Source organism: Mycobacterium sp. NPDC050441 (genome assembly GCF_040655355.1).
GTDB lineage: Bacteria > Actinomycetota > Actinomycetes > Mycobacteriales > Mycobacteriaceae > Mycobacterium.
Genome location: NZ_JBFAJS010000007.1, coordinates 159,517 through 180,343 on the forward strand (window position 1 = coordinate 159,517; position 20,827 = coordinate 180,343).

The 20,827-nt window shown below is 68.0% G+C and carries 26 protein-coding genes and 1 riboswitch; of the genes, 10 read left to right on the top strand and 16 right to left on the bottom strand.

Going from position 1 to position 20,827, the window contains the following annotated elements:
- Positions 1-12 precede the first annotated feature (12 nt).
- Positions 13-1,179, bottom strand: a complete 1,167-nt coding sequence (gene aztD / locus AB0I14_RS21530) for a zinc metallochaperone AztD (RefSeq protein ID WP_358025756.1) — start codon at positions 1,177-1,179, stop codon at positions 13-15.
- A gap of 82 nt (positions 1,180-1,261) precedes the next feature.
- Between aztD and bluB the strand changes: the two genes are divergently transcribed.
- From bluB to AB0I14_RS21550, 4 genes are all read left to right on the top strand, one after another.
- A complete protein-coding gene (bluB, locus tag AB0I14_RS21535) occupies positions 1,262-1,921 on the top strand; it encodes a 5,6-dimethylbenzimidazole synthase (RefSeq protein WP_358025758.1) in 660 nt (219 codons plus the stop codon).
- A gap of 9 nt (positions 1,922-1,930) precedes the next feature.
- Positions 1,931-2,692: a 5-oxoprolinase subunit PxpA gene (locus AB0I14_RS21540; protein ID WP_358025760.1), complete on the top strand. Its 762-nt coding sequence runs from the start codon at positions 1,931-1,933 to the stop codon at positions 2,690-2,692.
- A 67-nt stretch (positions 2,693-2,759) separates the two neighbouring features.
- Positions 2,760-3,719, top strand: coding sequence for a permease (locus AB0I14_RS21545; RefSeq protein ID WP_358026376.1), 960 nt, complete (start codon positions 2,760-2,762; stop codon positions 3,717-3,719).
- Positions 3,716-4,441 (top strand): TIGR03943 family protein, encoded by a 726-nt coding sequence (locus AB0I14_RS21550; RefSeq protein ID WP_358025762.1) that lies wholly within the window; start codon positions 3,716-3,718, stop codon positions 4,439-4,441. Before AB0I14_RS21545 ends, AB0I14_RS21550 begins: the two co-directional genes overlap by 4 nt.
- 3 nt (positions 4,442-4,444) lie before the next feature.
- Here AB0I14_RS21550 and AB0I14_RS21555 read toward each other — a convergent pair whose 3' ends face one another.
- The 8 genes from AB0I14_RS21555 to rpmB form a co-directional block, all read right to left on the bottom strand.
- The gene (locus AB0I14_RS21555) at positions 4,445-5,110 is read right to left on the bottom strand and encodes a (2Fe-2S)-binding protein (protein WP_358025764.1); all 666 of its coding nucleotides are present in this window, start codon (positions 5,108-5,110) and stop codon (positions 4,445-4,447) included.
- Positions 5,107-5,913, bottom strand: a complete 807-nt coding sequence (locus AB0I14_RS21560) for an ABC transporter ATP-binding protein (RefSeq protein WP_358025766.1) — start codon at positions 5,911-5,913, stop codon at positions 5,107-5,109. The genes AB0I14_RS21555 and AB0I14_RS21560 overlap by 4 nt, the downstream gene beginning before the upstream one ends.
- Positions 5,883-6,902 carry an iron ABC transporter permease gene (locus AB0I14_RS21565; RefSeq protein ID WP_358025768.1) on the bottom strand — a complete coding sequence of 340 codons (1,020 nt, stop codon included), beginning with the start codon at positions 6,900-6,902 and terminating at the stop codon, positions 5,883-5,885. The genes AB0I14_RS21560 and AB0I14_RS21565 overlap by 31 nt, the downstream gene beginning before the upstream one ends.
- Positions 6,899-7,870 (bottom strand): ABC transporter substrate-binding protein, encoded by a 972-nt coding sequence (locus AB0I14_RS21570; RefSeq protein WP_358025770.1) that lies wholly within the window; start codon positions 7,868-7,870, stop codon positions 6,899-6,901. Before AB0I14_RS21570 ends, AB0I14_RS21565 begins: the two co-directional genes overlap by 4 nt.
- 62 nt (positions 7,871-7,932) lie before the next feature.
- A riboswitch (cobalamin riboswitch) is annotated at positions 7,933-8,010 on the bottom strand.
- Positions 8,011-8,046: 36 nt separating this feature from the next.
- On the bottom strand, positions 8,047-8,310 hold the full coding sequence (rpsR, locus tag AB0I14_RS21575; RefSeq protein ID WP_358025772.1) for a 30S ribosomal protein S18: 264 nt from the start codon (positions 8,308-8,310) through the stop codon (positions 8,047-8,049).
- Positions 8,310-8,615: a 30S ribosomal protein S14 gene (gene rpsN / locus AB0I14_RS21580; RefSeq protein ID WP_358025774.1), complete on the bottom strand. Its 306-nt coding sequence runs from the start codon at positions 8,613-8,615 to the stop codon at positions 8,310-8,312. The genes rpsR and rpsN overlap by 1 nt, the downstream gene beginning before the upstream one ends.
- Positions 8,615-8,779 carry a 50S ribosomal protein L33 gene (gene rpmG / locus AB0I14_RS21585; protein ID WP_019343887.1) on the bottom strand — a complete coding sequence of 55 codons (165 nt, stop codon included), beginning with the start codon at positions 8,777-8,779 and terminating at the stop codon, positions 8,615-8,617. The genes rpsN and rpmG overlap by 1 nt, the downstream gene beginning before the upstream one ends.
- Positions 8,779-9,015, bottom strand: coding sequence for a 50S ribosomal protein L28 (rpmB, locus tag AB0I14_RS21590; RefSeq protein WP_358025776.1), 237 nt, complete (start codon positions 9,013-9,015; stop codon positions 8,779-8,781). The genes rpmG and rpmB overlap by 1 nt, the downstream gene beginning before the upstream one ends.
- 71 nt (positions 9,016-9,086) lie before the next feature.
- Here rpmB and AB0I14_RS21595 point away from each other — a divergent pair, with 71 nt between their 5' ends.
- Genes AB0I14_RS21595 through AB0I14_RS21605 form a run of 3 tightly spaced genes read left to right on the top strand, consistent with a single transcriptional unit; the run spans position 9,087 to position 11,467 of the window.
- A complete protein-coding gene (locus AB0I14_RS21595) occupies positions 9,087-10,277 on the top strand; it encodes a GTP-binding protein (RefSeq protein ID WP_358025778.1) in 1,191 nt (396 codons plus the stop codon).
- Positions 10,274-10,522, top strand: coding sequence for a type B 50S ribosomal protein L31 (locus AB0I14_RS21600; RefSeq protein ID WP_358025780.1), 249 nt, complete (start codon positions 10,274-10,276; stop codon positions 10,520-10,522). The genes AB0I14_RS21595 and AB0I14_RS21600 overlap by 4 nt, the downstream gene beginning before the upstream one ends.
- Before the next feature lie 21 nt (positions 10,523-10,543).
- Entirely contained in the window at positions 10,544-11,467 is a 924-nt protein-coding gene (locus AB0I14_RS21605; RefSeq protein WP_358025782.1) for an MBL fold metallo-hydrolase, read from the top strand.
- On the opposite strand, the gene AB0I14_RS21610 is transcribed toward AB0I14_RS21605, so the two are convergent.
- A complete protein-coding gene (locus tag AB0I14_RS21610; protein ID WP_358025784.1) occupies positions 11,460-12,437 on the bottom strand; it encodes a glycerophosphodiester phosphodiesterase in 978 nt (325 codons plus the stop codon). The two genes, AB0I14_RS21605 and AB0I14_RS21610, sit on opposite strands and share 8 nt — an antisense overlap.
- A 71-nt stretch (positions 12,438-12,508) precedes the next feature.
- On the opposite strand from AB0I14_RS21610, the gene AB0I14_RS21615 reads away from it, so the two are divergent.
- A complete protein-coding gene (locus AB0I14_RS21615) occupies positions 12,509-13,774 on the top strand; it encodes an SLC13 family permease (protein WP_358025786.1) in 1,266 nt (421 codons plus the stop codon).
- Positions 13,775-13,782: 8 nt separating this feature from the next.
- On the opposite strand, the gene AB0I14_RS21620 is transcribed toward AB0I14_RS21615, so the two are convergent.
- The 6 genes from AB0I14_RS21620 to carD all read right to left on the bottom strand — a co-directional run bounded on the left by AB0I14_RS21620 (position 13,783) and on the right by carD (position 18,442).
- Complete coding sequence (locus tag AB0I14_RS21620) at positions 13,783-14,403, bottom strand: GIY-YIG nuclease family protein (protein WP_358025788.1); 621 nt, start codon at positions 14,401-14,403, stop codon at positions 13,783-13,785.
- Positions 14,404-14,407: 4 nt separating this feature from the next.
- Positions 14,408-15,349 (bottom strand): 23S rRNA (guanosine(2251)-2'-O)-methyltransferase RlmB, encoded by a 942-nt coding sequence (gene rlmB, locus AB0I14_RS21625; RefSeq protein WP_358025790.1) that lies wholly within the window; start codon positions 15,347-15,349, stop codon positions 14,408-14,410.
- A complete protein-coding gene (cysS, locus tag AB0I14_RS21630) occupies positions 15,350-16,741 on the bottom strand; it encodes a cysteine--tRNA ligase (protein ID WP_358026380.1) in 1,392 nt (463 codons plus the stop codon). It lies immediately after the preceding gene.
- Between the two features lie 64 nt (positions 16,742-16,805).
- The gene (gene ispF, locus AB0I14_RS21635; protein WP_358025792.1) at positions 16,806-17,282 is read right to left on the bottom strand and encodes a 2-C-methyl-D-erythritol 2,4-cyclodiphosphate synthase; all 477 of its coding nucleotides are present in this window, start codon (positions 17,280-17,282) and stop codon (positions 16,806-16,808) included.
- Positions 17,279-17,950 carry a 2-C-methyl-D-erythritol 4-phosphate cytidylyltransferase gene (gene ispD, locus AB0I14_RS21640; protein WP_358025794.1) on the bottom strand — a complete coding sequence of 224 codons (672 nt, stop codon included), beginning with the start codon at positions 17,948-17,950 and terminating at the stop codon, positions 17,279-17,281. Before ispD ends, ispF begins: the two co-directional genes overlap by 4 nt.
- Positions 17,951-17,953: 3 nt before the next feature.
- Positions 17,954-18,442, bottom strand: coding sequence for an RNA polymerase-binding transcription factor CarD (gene carD / locus AB0I14_RS21645; RefSeq protein WP_003882506.1), 489 nt, complete (start codon positions 18,440-18,442; stop codon positions 17,954-17,956).
- Positions 18,443-18,739: 297 nt separating this feature from the next.
- Between carD and AB0I14_RS21650 the strand changes: the two genes are divergently transcribed.
- Both AB0I14_RS21650 and radA read left to right on the top strand, forming a co-directional pair.
- Complete coding sequence (locus tag AB0I14_RS21650; protein ID WP_358025797.1) at positions 18,740-19,318, top strand: hypothetical protein; 579 nt, start codon at positions 18,740-18,742, stop codon at positions 19,316-19,318.
- 80 nt (positions 19,319-19,398) lie between these two features.
- On the top strand, positions 19,399-20,802 hold the full coding sequence (radA, locus tag AB0I14_RS21655) for a DNA repair protein RadA (RefSeq protein WP_358025799.1): 1,404 nt from the start codon (positions 19,399-19,401) through the stop codon (positions 20,800-20,802).
- Positions 20,803-20,827 lie beyond the last annotated feature (25 nt).

The window sequence follows — 20,827 nt, forward strand, 5'->3', positions numbered from 1 at the left end:
CCGACTCAAGAACTAATGCGCATGCCCCATCACACCGCTGAGTTCGTTCGGTGCCTTCTCCAGCGTCACCGACACGCCTTTCTCGCCGGATTCGACGTCAACGGCGTGAACCTGCCGCGTGGCCGGGTCGGTGACGTACACGTCGTGACCGCGGGCGAACACACTCGGGCGGGGCTGCTCCCAGTCCTCGGGTTCGGTCCACGGTTCGACCACGGCGATGGTCTTTACAGTGGCGCCGGACGCCGGGTCGATGACATGGAGGTTGCCGTCGGTGCCCAGGATCAGCGCCTCGGCGTGCGGGCCGCGGGCCAGCGACCGGAACGAATAGCTGACGGACTGTGGGAGGTTCACCAGTCGCAACTGCTTACTCGCGGTGTCGATGAGGGCGAACTGATTGGGCCGCTCGAGCTCGGCATCGGGATCGACCTTGTAGTCGGTGAGTACCGACGGTGAATCTTCATGCCCGCGAAGCGTTCCCACCCGGCCGTATTCTCCCGGGGCGGCGATCTTGGTGAAGGCGCCGCCCGAGTAGGCCAAAACCCCGTTCTCACAACCGAAGACCACGGTGGAGATGCCGGCGAAAGTCTCGCCATGAAGCCCGGGGCACTCATGGCTGCGAGCGATCTCACGATCAGAGGCGTCGAACGCAACGGCACCGTTGCTTTCGTGATCCACCCCTTCGCTACGCACCCAACTGCCGTCATCGAGTACCACCGCGACACCGTGATGTGCCTGCGGCGCCTTCATGGTCCTGATCCGCGGCGTAGCCGCGGCGATGGTGTGCGGGTCCAGCACGGTGATCTCACCCGAGCCATCGGCGAACAGCACGGTGCGCTCACCATGTGCGACAACATGACCGGGCTCGTCGGCCACGAAGGTCGTGTCGGTCAGCTCCCCCGCAGACGCGTCGAGCAATCGAAAGCCCTTGTCGGCGGACACCAGCACGTGCGCATCATCACCGGCCGGGTTCACCCGGAGGAATCCCTCCATCGGGACCTCGACCCTGACCTGCAGGCTGCCTCCGTCCAGCACGTACAGCCCTCCGTCGTACGTGACCACCAGCGGATCGGGTATCGGTTCGCGCGCCGCCTGCTGCGTCTCACCAGCACCGCAACCGGCCAGCGTCGCCGCCAGCGCCAGGGCGCCGACCGGCGCGAGAGCCCTCGATGATTTCAACACCCCAAACTCTTATCATTAATGACATTCATTTTCAATAAGGCGGGTGTTCGGCCACCCCTCCCGCCCCACCTAAGCTCGATCCGTGTCTGAGCACGCCTTCAACCCCGACGAGCGCCACGCGGTCTACCGGGCCATCGCAGAACGCCGTGACATGCGCCGGTTCGTCTCCGGCAGCACCGTGCCGCCCGAGGTCCTCAGCCGGTTGCTGCACGCCGCGCACGCGGCACCGAGCGTCGGCCTCATGCAGCCGTGGCGGTTCATCCGCGTCACCGACGACGCGCTGCGCGGCAAGATCCACGCCCTCGTCGACGAGGAACGCATCCACACTGCCGACGCGCTCGGCGCCCGTGGCGATGAATTCCTGGCCCTGAAGGTCGAAGGCGTCCTCGATTGCGCCGAGCTGTTCGTGGTCGCCCTCGGCGAGAACCGCGACCGGCATATCTTCGGCCGCCGCACCCTGCCCCAGATGGACCTGGCCTCGGTGTCCTGCGCGATCCAGAACATGTGGCTGGCCGCCCGCGCCGAAGGCCTCGGCATGGGTTGGGTGTCGATTTTCGAGCCCCTGCCCCTGGCCCGGTTGATGGGCATGCCCGCCGGCGCCGAACCCGTGGCGATCCTGTGCCTCGGCCCGGTGCCCGATTTCCCGGACCGGCCGGTACTGGAGATCGAGCACTGGACCACAGCGCGGCCGCTGCCCGAATTCGTGTCGGAGAACGGCTGGCCGGACCCCGCGTCGTCCTAGGCTGATCGCGTGGCTGCATCCGTCGACCTCAACGCCGATCTCGGCGAGAGCTTCGGCGCGTGGAAACTCGGTGACGACGAGGCCATGCTGGGCCTGGTCACCAGCGCCAACGTGGCCTGCGGTTTCCACGCCGGGGATCCGGCGCTGTTGTTGCGCACGTGCCGCGCGGCTGCGGCCCGGGGCGTGCGCGTCGGCGCCCAGGTGAGCTATCGGGACCTGGCCGGATTCGGCAGACGCTTCATCGACGTCACGCCTGAAGACCTGACCGCCGATGTGATCTACCAGATCGGCGCGCTGCAGGGCATCGCCCGCGCCGCAGGGACGACGGTGACCTACGTGAAACCCCATGGCGCGCTGTACAACACAATCGTCAGTCACCGGGAACAGGCCGCCGCGGTGGCGGCCGCGGTGCACGCCGTCGACGCCGGCCTGCCGGTGCTGGGCCTGTCCGGTTCGGTGTTCTTCGAGGAGGCAGAGCAACGCGGGCTACGCACCGTCGCCGAGGCGTTCGCCGACCGCGCCTACCAACCCGACGGCACCCTGGTGTCGCGGCGCGAACCTGGGGCGGTGCTGCACGATCCCTCGGAGATCGCCGAGAGGGTGGCCTCGATGGCCATTGCCGGCCGGGTGACAGCGGTGGACGGTTCCGTCATCGGAGTGACAGTGGAATCCGTTTGCGTGCACGGTGATTCACCGGGCGCGGTGGAGATCGCCACGGCCGTGCGCGAACGCTTGAGCTCCGAGGGGATCGAGCTGAGGGCGTTCAGCTGACAGATTTGCCTGGCATGATGGCCCCGTGGTGGCGAACCCGGCGGTGACGCGGTGGCGGCCGAGTTCCATGCAGATCCTCGTCTTCGGGATCATCGCGCTGGCACTGGCGGGCAACACCTTGCGGGCGTTCGTCGAGGGCACCCCCGACGTGGCGACAGCGGCCACGGTGTTCTGCGGCGTGTTCGTTCAGGCGTTGCCGTTCCTCGCCCTCGGCGTGGTGATCAGCGGGCTGATCGCGGTCTTCGCGACACCCGACCGGCTGGCCCGTTGGCTGCCACGACGCACCGGCGCGGCAATCCTGGCCGCGGGCGTCAGCGGCGCGGCGCTGCCCGGATGCGAATGCGGTTCGGTACCGGTGGCGCGCCGGCTTTTCGGCGATGGCTCCCAGGGTGGCGCAGTGGGCGCGGCCGCACTGACGTTCATGCTCGCGGCACCGGCGATCAACCCCGTGGTGTTGGTGGCGACCGCAGTCGCCTTCCCCGGTCACCCGCAGATGGTGGCGGCCCGGTGTGTGGCATCACTGCTGACAGCACTCATCATGGGCGCACTCTGGGCGCGGTTTGGCAGGCCGGGATGGATCACCCGCCACCTGCCCAAGCCTCATCACGGTGCGGGCTCGCGGTGGGCCGTCTTCACCGAGGCGGCGCGCCATGACTTCCTGTCGGCGGCGTCCTACCTCGTCGTCGGCGCGGCCGCCGCGGCTGCGCTGCACGTGCTGGTTCCGACCTGGGTGTACGAGCACCTGGCGGGGCAGGTCGTGCTCGGGGTCATCACCATGGCGCTGCTCGCGGTCGTGCTGGCCTTGTGCTCGGAGGCGGACGCCTTCGTCGCGGCCAGTCTGACCATGCTGCCGCTGCTGCCCCGGCTGGTGTTCCTCGTGGTGGGGCCGGCCGTCGATATCAAGCTGTTCGCGATGCAGGCCGGAATGTTCGGCCGGGCGTTCGCGATTCGCTTCGCGCCCGCGACGTTCGTGGTGGCGACGCTGGTCGCGACCGGCGTCGGCCTGCTGATCCTGGGGCCGCGATGAGCCGCGAGACCGAGAACGCACTGCTGCTGCTGATCGGGGTCAGCACCGCGATCATCGCGATCACCGGCACCTTCACCCGCTACGTCAAGCCGGGACTGCTGCCCTACCTGGCTGCCACCGCGGTCCTGCTCATCGCCCTGGCCCTCGCTGCGATCGTCCGCGATGTCCGGCACGGCGGCCGCGACGACACCGATCACGACACGGACGAAGCCCATGATCATCCGCACTCCCGCGGCGTCACCTGGCTTCTGCTGATCCCTATCGCGCTGCTGGCCTTCGTGGTGCCACCGGCGATACGCCCCGACGCCGCGACGGTGACCGAGGTGTCCACCGATGTGCTGCGTCGCCCATTTCCACCGCTGCCCGACGGCGGCGCACCGGAGATGTCCCTACCCGACGTGTTGATCCGCGTCGCGCAGGACTCCGCCGGCACCCTCGACAACCGCAGGATCACGGTCAGCGGATTCACCGTGCGTGCCGGCGACCGCACCGACCTGGCCCGGGTGGTGATCATCTGCTGCGCGGCCGACGCTCAGCTCGCCAGCATTCGCCTCTCCGGCCAGGCCGCCGCCCAAGTGGCGGGCTATCCGGAGAACACCTGGATCAAGGTGGAGGGCACGATCCCTGCGGGACAAAGCGATTCGAGTCGAGGATCGGTTCCGACGATGACCGCGCTGACCGTTTCCCGCATCGATCCGCCACCGCACCCGTACGCCTACTGACACCTATCCGCGTGGTCTCGTGAGGGAACAGTCACCGCAGTTCGATCCGCCCGGCACCCGGTAGTAGAGGCAACAGCTGCGACGACGGAACGCCAACCCGGCCAGGTTGCCCGTCCCAACCAATTCGCCCGTGGCCAACAGTGATTCGGTGACATCAAGGACGTCTTCCTGCAATTCCGGCCGAGCCCGGGCCAGCTCGGCTGCCGCCGCGGCCAACGCCGCCGCGGCATTGCCGTAAAGCAGCCGCGGCGCCATCTTGACCCGCAGCCCGGCGGCCAGCGGCTCGAGGTGGTCGGTGATCACCAGCCGATACAGCTGCCGCACCATCGCCGTTCCGGCGTCGACAGGACCTCCCAGCGGCACCGGCAACCGGAGTTCGGTACCGGTACTGCGGCGCTGCAGATCGTTCAGATCGGGCAGCACGCCGTACTGCAGCGCACAGGCCAGCAACGGTGACCACAGCCGCGAGGCGTGGCTGAACTGGACCAGGGAGGCGCCGATGCGAAGATCCGTCGTGCGGTACCCGGCGGTGGTTTTGGCGACGAGACCGGCGCAGCCCTCGTCATAGCAGCGTTGCGCCGGCATCCAGCCGGCCGGATCCCCGCCGACGGTGATGGCGAAGAATCCCCCGTACGAGGCGATTTCGCCGAGCTGGGCACCGATGTTCACAATGACGCCACCGCCTTGGGCACGACGGTGACCTGAGGTCTGCCGGCATCGACAGTGATCCGGGCTGCGACTCCGTATACGTCGGCAAGCAAATCCACAGTGAGGACCTCCACGGGGGTTCCGATGGTAACCAGTTCTCCGCCGTCGAGCACACAGATCCGATCGCAATAGGCCGCAGCGAGGTTCAGGTCGTGTAGTGCGGCGACCACCGTCGCTCCCGTTTCCCGTAGCAGGCGCAGGGCCTCGTGCTGATGACGCAGATCCAGGTGGTTCGTGGGTTCGTCGAGCACGATGACGTCGGTACGCTGGGCCAGGGCACGAGCGATGAGCACCCGTTGCTTCTGCCCTCCGGACAGCTGGCCGTAACCGGCCCCGCTCAGGTCCGCAATGTCCAGAGCCGCCAACGCCCTGCCGATGATCTCGCGGTCCTCACGGCTGTCGGACTCGAAGGAGCGCTTGTACGGTGTGCGACCCATCGCGACCATATCGAACACGGTGAGCTCGAAATCGCCTGTTGCTTCCTGCAATACCGCCGCGACGCGACGTGCGGCCTGCTTGCCCGGCAGCTTCCAGATGTCGGCGCCGTCGACCAGCACCCGCCCGGCGCTCGGCCGCAGGGCCCGGTACAACGTGCGCAGCAGCGTCGTCTTGCCCGCACCGTTGGGACCCACCACGGCCAACACCTCACCCGGGGCGACCGACAACGAGACGTCGGCGATCAACGGTCTACCGCGCACCGACACCGAGACCGCGCCGAACGACACCCCCGCCGTCACGTCGCGGTCTTTCGTCGCATCAGCCACAGGAAGAACGGTCCGCCGACGAGCGCGGTGAGAATCCCGACGGGCAGTTCCTCCGGTGCGGCCACGGTCCTGGCCACAATGTCGGACAGCACCAGGAATGCCGCCCCCAACAGTGCTGCGGCCGGCAGCGCCCGGCGGTGGTCGGCACCCACCAACAGGCGCACCACATGCGGCATGACCAGCCCCACAAACCCGATCGTCCCACTGACCGCGACCATGGTTCCGACCATCAGGGCCACGACGACGAACATTCCCGCCCGGAAACGGTGCACGTCGAGCCCGAGCGAGGCCGCCGCCTCTTCGCCGGTGTAGAGCAGGTTCAGCGATCTGGTGAAGGCCAGCAGCACGACCACGCCGAGGACCACCGCCGCCGCGGGCACCCAGACCATGCGCCAGGTTGTCCCACCCAGGCCGCCGAGCATCCACCGCACGGCCGACTGCGTCTTGTGCGGATCGTCAGAGGTCACGATCATCAGGCTCGCCAGCGCCGACAGCACCTCGGCCACCGCCACGCCGGCCAGAACCAACCGCGCAGTGGTCATCCGCCCACCCGAGCGAGCCAGAAAGTAGACCGCGACGAGCGCGAGGAAGGCCCCGAGGAAAGCCGCCGGCGGCAAGGTCAGTGCCTGCAGCGCGCCGGCACCGAACACCAGCATGGCGACGGCGCCGACCGAGGCTCCCGAAGAGACGCCCAGGAGCATGGGATCGGCGAGCGGATTCCGCACCACGGCCTGCAACGCCATGCCGCACGCCGCCAGGCCGGCCCCGACCACCGCGCCCAGCACGACCCGGGGCAGCCGCGCGTCGAGCACGATGGATTCCCGCACCGCAGGCCAACTCTGCTCGGCAAGGCCCGGATGGATGGCGTGCAGCACGATGGCCCACACCTGTCCCGGCGGGATGGACACCGAACCGATGGCCACACCGGCGGTCATCGCCGTCAACAGCAACGCCGCGAGCCCGGCGAGGACCAGCCGGTAGGGAATCACGAAAATCGGTCCGGGTGCAGCTGTCGGGCCAGGGCCTCCACCGCCCGGCCCACCCGCACGCCGACCACCACCGACGACAGCGGAAGCACCGCGAACCGCTGGTGTTCGACCGCCGGAACATGTTGCAGCAGAGGATGTTCGGTCAGAAAGCGTTTCTTGTCCGCCACCGGCTGATCACCGTAGTCGTAGATCACGATGACCTCGGGGGCGCGTTCGGCGAACTGCTCGAACGACACGTCACCCCACACCTTGGGTACGTCGGCGAACACGTTGACGCCCCCCGCCGCCTCGATCATCAGGTTGCCGATGCCCTTGCCGCCCGAGGTGAACACCGTCGCCTCGCCGCTGTCATAGACCGCGACCCGCGCCGGCTGGACTCCGCGCAGCTTGCCCTCGGACTGCGCCAGCTCGCGATGCAGCTTGTCGATCTGCCGCTCGGCCCGGTCGGTGACGCCGAAGATCGTTCCGATACCGCGGATTTCGTCATCCACGGTGGACATGGTGACCGGCCCGGAACGGCAATCCTCGATGTTGAGGTAGGTGTTCACCCCGGCATCGGTCAGCCGCTGCCTGGCGCGGCCCTCCTTCTCGTCGAACGCGCTGTCCCAGCCGCCGTAGACGAAATCGGGTTCGACGGCCAGCAGCGACTCATACGACGGGTATTCCTTGGCCAGTACCGGGACGCTGTCGTAGGCGGCCTGGTATTCGGGCAGGATGCGGTCGTCGAGATAGGACGTGCCGACCATGGAGTGCTGCAGGCCCAGCGCCAGCAGCGTTTCGATCGCATGCTGGTTGAGCGCCACCGCGCGGGCCGGCGGCCGGTCATAGGTGGTGCTGACGCCGCAATTGTCCACGGTGACCGGGAATCCCGGTGGCGCGCCTCCTGCGGTGTCGGGCGCTGCGGTCGAGGCGCACCCCGATATCAGTAACGCTAACGCCAGTCCGGCGATCAGCCGAGGAGCAGCCATGGGCGTACCCATCCTCTCCGGGGAGATCCGCCCCAGTACGTGCGAGGTGGCGACTGCGGTGCGTATCTGGCTCTCGACGGTCAGCGGATGCTGGCCGTCGATCACAGTGGCGGGACCGCGCCGGATTCACACCGGCTTCCACGATCCGCAGTCGCCCTATCGCCGTCGATGGTAGGTCAAGCCGGGCCGACCACCGGCAGCAGCGCCATCTCCCTGGCGTTCTTGATCGCCGTGGCGACCTGACGCTGCTGCTGCGGAGTGAGCCCGGTGATACGCCGGGAGCGGATCTTGCCCCGCTCACTGATGAAGGTGCGCAGCAGGTGGACGTCCTTGTAGTCGACCTCGGTCACCCCGAGGACGTCCAACTGATTGCGCCTGGGCTTTTTGAGATCGGGGGCCGGCGGGCGCTTCTTGTTGTTCTTCCGAGAATTCGTCGCCATCACCAACTCGACTTCCGCACGCCCGGCAGTTCACCGCGGTGCGCCATCTCGCGCACCCGGACCCGCGACAGCCCGAACTTGCGCAGGTGCCCACGCGGGCGGCCGTCGACCGCGTCTCGATTGCGCAGCCGCACCGGGCTCGAATCACGAGGCAGCCGTTGCAGAGCCGAGACCGCGGCCGCCCTCTGCTCACGGGTGCTGGCCGGATTGCGGATGACCTCCTTGAGCTCGGTCCGTCGTTCGGCGTAGCGCTCGACCAGTTCCCGGCGCTGCTCGTTCTTCACGATCTTGGATCGCTTGGCCATCAGCGCTCCTCGCGGAAGTCGACGTGACGGCGGATGACCGGGTCGTACTTGCGCAACACGATCCGGTCCGGGTCGTTGCGGCGGTTCTTGCGGGTGACGTAGGTGTACCCGGTCCCCGCGGTCGATTTCAGCTTCACGATCGGCCGAATATCGGTGCTGGCCATCAGATCTTCTCCCCTGCGCTACGCAGCCGGGCCACGACGGCCTCGATGCCGTCGCGGTCGATCACCTTGATTCCCTTGGCGCTGACCCGAAGTCGGATCCGGCGCCCTTCGCCTGCGAGGTAGTAGGTCTTGGTCTGGATATTGGGGTTCCAGCGGCGTCGACTGCGCTTGTGCGAGTGCGACACCGTGTTGCCGAACCCGGGCGAGCGCCCGGTGACTTGGCAGTGGGCAGACATCGGTCTCCTTCGGATGGGGTAGCTTACGATAATGATAATCGTTTTCAACAACAACTTCGTCGGGAGGTGCAGTGCGAACCCCTGTGGTGCTGATCGCCGGTCAAGGTGACAGCGACGGCGTAGCGGAAGAACTGGGCCGCCAGCCCGGAACCGTGCTGGTGCGCCACACCTTTGACGGCCAGGTGGTCCTGCGGACCGTGTCCGACAGCGGCGGGACATCCGAGCTCGCCCTCGAGCTCGCCCACGGTTGCGTGTCCTGCACGGTCCGCGACGACCTGCTGATCCTGTTGCGGCGCCTGCACCGGCGGGGCGACGTGGAGCGCATCGTCGTGCAGCTGATGCCCTGGCTGGAAGCCGAGCCGGTGTGCTGGGCGATCAACACCATCCGGGTCCACGTCGGGCCCGGCTACATCGACGGGCCTGCCGCCCGCGACGTCACCGTCGAGGCGGTGATCGCCTGCCTGGACGCGTCAATCTGGCTGCAACAGTCCGTCGGCGACGAGGAACTGCCGGACGGGCGCACGGTCGCCCAGGTGGTAGTCGGTCAGGCCGAGTTCGCCGACATGCTGGTGCTCGACGCACCCGAGGCCACGACACTGGCCGTGCTGCGCCGGCTGGCGCCCCGCGCCCGCATCACCGTGGGCCCCGACCGGGTCGAACTCGGCCTGGCACATCTGGAACCGAACAGCCGGCGCGGGCGCACCGCCACCCCGCACGATCCCCTGCTGGCAGGCGAACCACCGCTGGAACCCGACGACGAGGTCATCATCGTCGAATTCGCCGCGCGCCGGCCGTTTCACCCGCTGCGCCTGCACGACGCCGTCGACCACCTGCTCGACGGCGTGGTGCGCACACGTGGCCGGGCTTGGCTGGCCAACCGCCCGGCCGACGTCATGTGGATCGAATCCGCGGGCGGCGGAATGCACTTCAGCAACGCCGGAAAATGGTTGGCGGCAATGGATTCCACCGAGCTGGCCTATACCGACCCGGAGCGGGTGGCGATCGCGGCGATCGACTGGCATCACCAATTCGGTGATCGTCATGTATCGCTGACCGTCCTGGTCTGCGGCGCCCGGCCCGGCGAAGTCATCGAGGCGCTGCGCGACGCGCTGCTCACCGACGACGAACTCGCACGACCCGACCAATGGGCCGATTACCCCGACCCGTTCGGCGATTGGCACGAAGAACCCTGTCTGCCACCGGTCGAAGAGCCCGCCGGGTCCATCCATCAGGAAGCCCACCAGGACGGAGAATCCCAGTGAAACCCGCAATCCACCCCGACTACCACCCAGTGGTGTTCCAGGACGCCGCGACCGGCACCCAGTTCCTGACCCGATCGACGGCCACCAGTGAGCGGACCATCGAGTGGCCGACCCCGGACGGGATCCAGACCTACCCGCTGATCGTCGTCGACGTCACCAGCGATTCTCACCCGTTCTGGACCGGCACCGCACGACACCTCGACTCGGCCGGCCAGGTGGAGAAGTTCCGCCGTCGCTACGGATAGGTCTGGTTCTAGGGTGGGGCCATGCGGCTCAAGCCCGGCAGACCCGATCTGGCCCCCTATGCGCGGTACTTCGACGCACCGTCGGCCACACCGCAATCCCCTGTCACGGTCACCTGGGCCGGGGTCAGCACCCTGCTGGTGAACGACGGCACGTCGGCCGTGCTCACCGACGGGTTCTTCTCCCGGCCTCCGCTGCCGAGCGTGGTCTTCCGCAAGCTGGCGCCGTCACTGCCCCGCATCGACGGCTGTCTGGCCCGCCTCGGCATCGACAAGCTCGAAGCGGTGCTGCCGGTGCACAGCCACTTCGACCACGCCATGGATTCGGCCGTCGTGGCCGAGCGCACCGGCGCACGGTTGGTGGGTGGTACGTCGACCGCCCAGGTCGGCACCGGCGGCGGCCTGGCCACCGATCGGATCGTCACTGTCACTCCGGGCGAAGCCGTGACGCTCGGCGCCTATGACGTGACGCTCTTCGAGTCCGAGCACTGCCCGCCGGACCGGTTTCCCGGCACCATCACCGCGCCGGTCATACCGCCGGTCAAGGTCGCGGCCTACAAGTGCGGGGAAGCCTGGTCGACGCTGGTGCACCACCGGCCGAGCGACCGCCGCCTGCTGGTCGTCGGTAGTGCCGGCGCGGTGCCGGGAGCGTTGGAAGGGCAACGCGCCGAGGTCGTGTACCTCGGGATCGGACAACTCGGGCTGCAGTCCGAGCAGTATTTCGAGAGCTATTGGGCCGAGACCGTGCGCACGGTCGGGGCCCGTCGGGTGGTGCTGATCCACTGGGACGACTTCTTCCGCCCGCTGCACAAGCCGCTACGCGCCCTGCCGTACGCCGGTGACGACCTCGATGTGTCGATGCGGATCCTGGTCCGGCTGGCCGAGCAGGATGATGTGAGCCTGCACCTGCCCACCGTGTGGGAACGATCCGACCCGTGGATCAGCTGAGTCGCTGAAACGGCGGCGGCAGCGGTAGGCCCAGTTCTGCCAGCACGCCGCGCAGCCGCGTCGGATAGTCGGTGATCAGTCCGTCGACCCCGTCTGCGATCAACGCCCGCATCGCGTCGGGATCATTGACGGTCCACGGAGTCACTTTGAGGCCCAGCGCGTGGGCCCGGTCCACGAATCCGCGGTTCACCAGCTGATATTGGGGCGAGAGAACCGTGGCACCCGCCGACATCGCGCCGGCGATCGGATCGGCGTCCACTGCCGGATTGACCCCACCCAGCCACGGAGAGTCGGGAATCCAGGTTGTGTCATCCCACAGCGCCACCCTCGGTATCGACGGCTCGGCCCGCTGCACCAACGGCAGTGTGCGCCAGTCGAAACTCTGGATGTCCACCTTGTCGACCTTGCCGGCCACCCGGACGGCATCCAGGATGACGTCGACGAACTCCTGTGGTGTAGCTGATGTTTCGGGCTTGTCCGCCTCGATCTTCGTCTCGATGTTGAAGCGCACGTCGGCGCGGTAGGAATCGGTCAGCTCGAACACCTCGGGCAGCGTGGCGGCCCGGTTGCCATGAACCACCTCAGCGTCGGGAAACCCGCTCAGTAACTTGCCGCAGTCGAGCGTGCGGATCTGCTCGAGCGTGAGATCGTGCACCAGTTGCCCGACGTACGGGTACATCGGATCGCCCGGGAACGCCGGGGCGGTGTCGGTGCATTTGGTCTCGTCGATCCGCGGGTCGTGCCACACCAGAGGTTGCTTGTCCTTCGTGAGCACGATGTCGAGCTCAAGCGTGCTGACCCCGAGTTCCAACGACTTCGCGAAGGCCCGCAACGACTCCTCGGTCGTCTCTCCGCGTCCGCCGCGGTGCGACTGCAAGTCGAATCCGGTGGGCTCGGCAACGGCCCGCGGCCAGGATCCGAACGCGGCAGCCAGAGCGAACAACAGGACCATCGGAACAGCCGGACGCATGGTCAGCAACGCTATCGAGCTAGCCGGGTACGGTCAGGTCCGCATGGCCTGACCGCGCAAATCGTCACCGAATGTTCGACTGGCCGAAAGGACCCACGCCGTTGATTCTGGCCCTGGTGTTGCTGGCCGTGGTGTTGGTGTTCGCGCTGGCGCGGCCCGAAGGCTGGCCCGAGGCCGTCGTGGCGATTCCGGCTGCCTGGCTGCTGATCGCCTGCGGCGTGATCTCGCCGGACGACGCATTGGCCGAGGTTGATCGTCTGCTCCCGGTCGTCGGATTCCTGGCGGCCGTGCTGGTGCTGGCCCACCTGTGCGACGACGAGGGCCTGTTCCACGCCGCGGGCACGCTGATGGCCCGGGCCAGCAGGGGTGATTCCCGGCGGCTGCTGACGCGGGTGTTCCTGATCGGGGCGACGACGACCGCCGTGCTGAGCCTTGACGCGACCGTGGTGCTGCTGACGCCCGTGGTGCTCTCCACCGCCCGCACACTGGCGATACCGCCCCGGCCGCACGCCTATGCCAGCGCGCATCTGGCCAACTCCGCGTCGCTGCTGTTTCCGGTGTCGAATCTGACCAACCTGTTGGCCTTCGCCGTGGCCGGACTGTCCTTCACCCAATTCAGCGCGGTGATGACGCTGCCCTGGCTGGCCGCGATCGGCGTCGAATTCGTCGTGCTGCGTTGGGTTTTCCGCCACGAGTTGAATCGCCCGGCCGTCGAGGTGACTCCGCCGCCGCCTGAGATTCCGGTGTTCGTGCTCGTGGTGTTGGGTTTGACGCTGGCGGGATTCGTCGTCACCTCAGTGTTCGACGTGTCGCCGGCATGGGCGGCACTGGCCGGGGCGGTGGTGCTCGGTGTGCGCAGTCTGGCACAGCGCCGCAGCACGATCGGCGGAATCGCACGCGCGGTCAATGTGCCGTTCCTGGCGTTCGTGCTGTGCCTCGGGGTGGTGGTGGACGCAGTCGTCCACAACGGCCTCGGTGACGTGATGCGGGGAGTGCTTCCGGTCGGCGACTCCTTGCCTGCACTACTGGGTCTGGCGGCTGTCGCGGCCGTGCTGGCCAACGTGGTCAACAATCTGCCCGCAGTGCTGGTGCTGCTGCCGTTGGTGGCCGGCGCCGGTCCGGCTGCCGTGTTGGCCGTGTTGATCGGGGTCAACGTCGGCCCGAACCTGACCTACGTCGGCTCGCTGTCAAACCTGCTGTGGCGCACGGTGGTTCACCGTGAAGGCCTGCCTGCGCGGTTCAGCGAGTTCAGCCGGATCGGGCTGGTCACCGTGCCGTGGACCCTGCTGGCCTCCGTACTCGGATTGTGGCTGAGCCTGCGACTCATCGGTGGCTGACCGGCGGCTCACCACTCTTTGAGCACCCGAAGCTTGTTCGCATCGTTCATCGCGACGCGCCGCAGGCGCTTCAGCTCCGGGTAGAAGGCGTTGCCCTTGTTCGCTTCCTGGCCGTTGAGCGGCAGATCGAACGCGGCGATCAGTTTTTCCTCCAGGAACCACGGTTCGGGGTGAACCATCCATGACACCAGGACATTCTCCGCCATCCACTGCGTCAGAACGGATTCTCCCCCGGCAAAGGTCCGCTTGTCGCCGGAGCCGATACGGCGCAACTTGAAGCCGAGCTCGTCAGCGAGCAAGATGCCGAGCGTCTTGCGCAGCGTCGAGCCGTCAGCGGTGGCGTTGGCCGCTCCGTAGTGGTACTTGACCCGCTTGCGCAGATTCTGGGTGCTGGGCGGTTTCCCACTCACCGGCGGGCGGGTCGGGCTGATTCCGACGTAGAGAAGCGTCAGTCCGTCCCGCTGTTGGCACCCCGAAACGTCGATGTTCGCGGGGACGGTACGGAACCACCAGCCGTAGGCGCCGGGCTCCTCGGGGACCGGGCAGGGATCGCTGAACACTTCCTCCCGGGTGAACGGCGGGGAGGCAAGAAAGGCCGTGGGGCTGTTGGCGCTTCGCCCTTTGGACATGCGCCTAACCCCGGCGCTGACGGGCGATCTCGGCCAGCACCACACCGGCCGCGACCGAGGCGTTCAGCGACTCCGTCGGCCCCGCCATCGGGATCGACACCACCGCATCGCAGTTCTCCCGCACCAGCCGTGAAAGGCCCTTGCCCTCGGAGCCGACCACCACGATCATCGGGCCGGTGCCCTCAAGCTCGTCGAGCGAGGTGTCGCCACCGGCGTCCAGGCCGACCACCTGTAGACCGGCATCGGCGTAACTCTTCAGCGTCCGAGTCAGATTCGTCGCCCGCGCCACCGGCGTACGAGCTGCAGCCCCGGCGCTGGTGCGCCACGCCACCGCCGTCACCGAGGCCGACCGGCGCTGGGGGATCACCACGCCGTGTCCACCGAACGCGGCCACCGAACGCACGATGGCACCGAGGTTGCGCGGATCGGAGATGTTGTCGAGGGCCACCATCAGTGCGGGCTCCCCGGAATTCCGGGCCGTCTTCAGCAGATCGTCGGGATGGGCGTAGTTGTAGGGCGGCACCTGCAGAGCCAGGCCCTGGTGCAACGCATTGGAGCTCATCCGGTCGAGGTCGTGGCGCTGCACCTCAAGGATCGAGATACCGCGGTCAGCGGCGATCTGGACGGATTCGGTGAGACGCTCGTCGGCCTCGGTGCCCAGCGCGACATACAGCGCGGTGGCGGGAACCTTGGCCCGCAGGCACTCCACCACCGGGTTGCGGCCGAGCACCAACTCGGTGTCGTCGGTCTTCTTGTGCCGGCCCTGCGCCTGCCGCGCCGCCTTGGCGGCCTTCTTGGCCGCTGGGTGGTGCGGGCGCTGATCCGCGCGGGGTGTGGCCCCACGGCCCTCCAGCCCACGGCGACGCACGCCGCCGGACCCGACCGTCGGCCCCTTCTTCGTCCCCGCCTTGCGCACTGCGCCGCGCCGCTGCGAATTCCCGGCCATCTATGCTCCGTTCCCGTCCACCAGTGCCCACTGAGGACCGTCAGCGGTGTCGGTTACCTCGATGCCGGCCGCCTTGAGCCGATCCCGGATGGCGTCGGCCGCCGCCCAGTCCCGGTTGGTCCGGGCCTCGGCCCGGCCCGCCAATGCCCACTGCACCAGTTCGTCCACCGCGGCCAGCGCCGCGGAGGTCTCGTCCCGCGATTCCCAACGCTCGTCGAGCGGATCGCAGCCCAGGATGCCCATCATCGCCCGGATCGCGGTGGCCTGCGCCATCGCGCCGTCGTGATCGCCGGCGTCCAGCGCGCGGTTGCCCTCGGCGCGGGCGGCATGCACCTCGGCCAGCGCGATCGGCACCGCGAGGTCGTCATTGAGTGCGGCCGCGAACTTCGGTGTCCACTCGCCCACGGCGACGGCACCGACGCGGTTACGCACCCGGTGCAGGAAATCCTCGATGCCGCTGTAGGCCTTCACCGCATCCTGCAGCGCGTTCTCGGAGAACTCCAGCATGGACCGATAATGCGCGCTACCCAGGTAGTAGCGCAGCTCGGCAGCCCGAACCCGTTGCAGCACAGCAGGAATCGAGAGCACGTTACCCAGCGACTTACTCATCTTCTCGCCGCCCATGGTGACCCAGCCGTTGTGCAGCCAGTACCGGGCGAAGCCATCGCCCGCGGCCTGCGCCTGGGCGATCTCGTTCTCGTGGTGCGGGAAGACCAGGTCCATACCCCCGGCGTGGATGTCGAATTCCGCGCCCAGATAGGCCTCGCACATCGCCACGCACTCGGTGTGCCAGCCGGGGCGTCCCCGGCCCCAGGGCGTCGGCCACGACGGCTCGCCCGGCTTGGCGCCCTTCCACAGCGTGAAATCGCGCTGATCGCGCTTACCCGTCGCCGCACCCTCGCCCTGGTGCACATCGTCGATCCGGTGGCCGGACAGCGCGCCGTAATCGGGCAGGCTCAGCACGTCGAAGTAGACGTCGCCGCCCGCGGCGTACGCGTGGCCCTTCTCGATCAGCCGGTCGATGAGCTCGACCATCTGGGTGATGTGGCCGGTGGCCCGCGGCTCAGCCGACGGCGGAAGCACGCCGAGCGCGTCGTACGCGGCACTGAACGCCCGCTCGTAGGTCGCGGCCCACTCCCACCACGGCCGGCCTGCGTCGGCCGCCTTGTTGAGGATCTTGTCGTCGATGTCGGTGACGTTGCGGATGAACGCAACGTCGTATCCATTGGCGGTCAGCCAGCGGCGCAGCACATCGAACGCGACTCCGCTACGGACATGACCGATGTGCGGCAAGCCCTGAACGGTCGCACCGCACAGGTAGATCGAAGCGTGCCCCGGCCGCAGCGGTACGAAATCTCGTACGGCACCCGCCATGGTGTCGTACAGCCGCAAATCGGAGGCAAACCCCGACGCGACGGCTTGAGCGCGATCGGTCACGACGTGCCAGCTTACCGGCCTATTCCGCAGGAACCACCAAAGCGCTGGCTATCGCGGCCAATCCTTCGCCCCGACCGGTCAGACCGAGCCCGTCGGTGGTGGTGGCCGACACCGATACCGGCGCCCCGATCAGCTCGGAGAGCAGCTCCTGGGCCTCGTCCCGGCGAGGCCCGATCTTGGGCCGGTTGCCGATCACCTGCACCGTGGCATTGCCGATCTCGAAGCCCGCGGTCTGCACCAATCCGCGGACATGTCGCAGCATGTCGGCGCCGGTGACTCCCCGCCATTCCGGCCGGTCGGTGCCGAACACCCCGCCGAGGTCGCCAAGGCCTGCCGCGCTGAGCAGCGCGTCACACAGTGCGTGGGCAGCCACGTCGCCGTCGGAATGGCCGGCACAGCCGTCTGCGCCGTCGAAAAGCAGCCCCAACAGCCAGCAGGGCCGCCCCGGCTCGATCGGATGGACGTCGGTACCCAGCCCGACCCTCGGAATTCTCACGAGGCACGCGCCATGACGGCCTCGGCGAGCAGCAGGTCCAGCGGAGTGGTGATCTTGAAGGCCAGCGGATCGCCCTCGACGACCTGCACCGGCGTACCGATCTGTTCGACGAGCGAGGCGTCATCGGTGACCACACCGGCCCCGGCCCGTTGATAGGCGCGGCGCAACACGTCTGTGTGGAAGCCCTGCGGGGTCTGTACGGCCCGCAGACCGGCCCGCTCAGGGGTCCCCAGTACCGCGCCGTTGGCATCGACGGCCTTGATGGTGTCGGCCAGCGGGAGGCCGGGAACGACGGCAGCGTGACCGTCAGCCAGTGCCGCGACCACCCGGGCGATCAGCGAAGGAGGGGTCAACGCCCGGGCAGCGTCGTGCACGAGGACGAAATCCGGTTCGCCGGCCGCCGCAAGGGCCAGCGCCACCGATTCGGTTCGGTCGGCTCCCCCGGCCACGATCTGCGCACGCCCACCGAAGACCAAGGTGGCCTCATCGGTGAGCGCGGGCGGAACCGCGACCACGACCTTGTCGATCACCCCTGAGGCGAGCAACCCGTCGAGGGCATGCTCCAGCAGGGGTTTGTCCCCCAGTTTGACGAACGCTTTGGGTCTACCCGCGCCTAGCCGCTCACCTGAGCCGGCGGCCGGGACGACCGCGACAGTAGTTGCCACCACGCGTCAGGACGCGGCGGCCAGAACCTCGTCGAGGATGGTCTCCGCCTTGGCGTCATCGGTGTTCTCGGCCAGCGCGAGCTCGCCGACCAGAATCTGCCGGGCCTTGGCCAGCATTCGCTTCTCACCCGCGGACAGACCGCGTTCCTGATCGCGACGCCACAGATCCCGGACAACCTCGGCAACCTTGTTCACGTCACCGGAGGCCAGCTTCTCGAGATTGGCCTTGTAGCGGCGCGACCAGTTGGTCGGCTCTTCGGTGTGCGGAGCCCGCAACACCTGGAAAACCTTGTCGAGACCTTCCTGGCCCACGACGTCGCGGACACCGACATACTCAGCGTTGTCTGCGGGCACTCGAACGGTCAGATCCCCTTGAGAAACTTTCAGGACGAGATATTCTTTCTGCTCGCCTTTGATAGTCCGGGTTTCGATCGCCTCGATCAACGCAGCACCGTGGTGTGGATAGACGACGGTGTCTCCGACCTTAAAAATCATCTGATTCGAGCCCCTTTCGCTAGTCCATCCTAACACGGGCCCAGATCACACGCGCACCAACTATGCAGGTCAGGGGCATTGCAGGTGAAGAACAGGGGTTGACATGGTGACGAAACCGTGCAACCACCGGGCCCGTCGAGCACCCGAAACGGGTACCCCCGCAAAGGCGTTGCGGGCCCGGGACCGCCGTGGCCGAGCCCACTTCAGCCCCGTCTGCCAAGCCCTCGCATTCCGCCCGCCGACGCCACCTACTACTGTGCATAGTCGAAGTACGCCGACCCAGCTCAGGAGGCTTGAGTGAACCGCTTCGCAATGCGTGCCTCGGCCGGTCTCGCCGCATGTGGCCTGACCGCAGCCGTTCTCACCGGTTGCAGCGCCGGCCAGGTCTCCCAGACGGCGACCCAGGAGCCCGCAGTCAACGGCGTCAACGCACAGTCCGGCGCGATCGCGCTGCGCAACGTGCACCTGCGCGCGCCGCAGGAGAAGGACTACGTCGAGCCTGGCTCCGAGGCCGAACTGCTGTTCGTCGCAGCCAACGGATCCACCGAGAAGGCCGACAAGCTCGTCTCGATCAAGACCACTGTCGGCGACGTGGCACTGAGCGGGGATCAGACCATCCCGGCGGGCGGCGTCCTCGTGGTGGGCGAGCCCGACGGCCAGCTGAAGCCGCTGGAGAAGACCGAGGCCGCCGACGCCGTGACCGCCAAGGTCACCCTGACCAAGCCGGTCACCAACGGCCTGCTCTACGACTTCACGTTCAAGTTCGAGAACGGTGAAACCACTGTCGCCGTGCCGATCTCGGCAGGCGAGGCGCCGCGGCGCGACAAGAGCGGCGACCAGCCCACCGAGGGCGGCGAAGCCGGCGGGCATCACTGACCTGACGCACCGCTGACCCGCGGGGCCCCGACCGGCGCGTGCACACCGCCGATGTCGGGGGCAGCCGTTACTGTCACGGCGTGGCCGCTTCGAAAGTACGTTCGCAATACCGCTGCTCGGAGTGTCAGCATGCCACCCCGAAATGGGTGGGCCGGTGCGCCAATTGCGGTACCTGGGGCACCGTCGACGAGGTAGCCGTTCTCGCGGTCTCCGGCGGCAGGTCGGGCGGATCCTCGTTTCGTTCGGTGGCCCCGACGTCTCCGGCGGTACCGATCACCTCGATCGATCCGGGTATCACCCGGCATTACGCGACCGGGGTCAGTGAGCTGGATCGGGTTCTCGGCGGCGGCCTGGTGGCCGGTTCGGTCACGCTGCTGGCCGGGGATCCCGGAGTCGGCAAGTCCACTCTGCTGCTCGAGGTAGCCAACCGCTGGGCGCACACCGGCCGCCGCGCGCTGTACCTGTCCGGCGAGGAATCGGCGGGCCAGATCCGGCTGCGCGCCGAACGCACCGCCTGCACGCACGACAACGTCTATCTGGCAGGCGAATCCGATCTTCAGATCGCCCTCGGTCACATCGACGAGGTCAAACCCAGCCTGGTGGTGGTGGATTCGGTGCAGACCATGTCCACCACCGAAGCCGACGGGGTAACCGGCGGGGTCACGCAGGTCCGCGCGGTGACCACGGCGCTGACCGGCTACGCGAAAACCGCTGTCGGAGACCCGGCGGTGGCCATGATCCTGGTCGGGCACGTGACGAAGGACGGCGCCATCGCCGGCCCGCGTTCCCTCGAGCATCTGGTCGACGTGGTGCTGCACTTCGAGGGTGATCCCACGTCGAGCCTGCGCCTGGTGCGCGGGGTCAAGAACCGGTTCGGCGCCGCCGACGAGGTCGGCTGTTTTCAGATGCACGACAACGGGATCGAGTGTGTGAGCGATCCGTCCGGGCTGTTCCTCGACCAGCGTCCGGCGGCAGTTCCCGGCACCGCAGTCACCGTCACCCTGGACGGCAAGCGCCCGATGATCGGCGAGGTGCAGGCGCTGTCCGTGCAACCGGTGGGCCCGCCACGGCGTGCGGTCAGCGGTATCGATTCGGCCCGCGCGGCGATGATCAGCGCGGTGCTGCAGACGCGCTGCGCGCTGCCGATCGGCGGCCACGACCTGTACGTGTCGACCGTCGGCGGCATGCGGCTGACCGATCCGTCCTCGGACCTGGCCGTGGCGCTCGCCATCACCTCGGCTTATCTCGACATCGCACTGCCGATGAACGCCGTGGTGATCGGTGAGGTGGGCCTGGTCGGCGATCTGCGCCGGGTCACCGGCATCGACCGCAGGCTGGCCGAGGCCGCCCGGCTGGGTTTCACGATTGCCGTGGTGCCGCCCGGAGTCACCAGCGCGCCCGCCGGGCTGCGCGTCATCACCGTCGATCACATCGGGGCGGCATTGCGGGCACTGAAGGACATCGCGATTGCCAGCAATCAATAGGATCACGGACAATAGCGGCCGACCC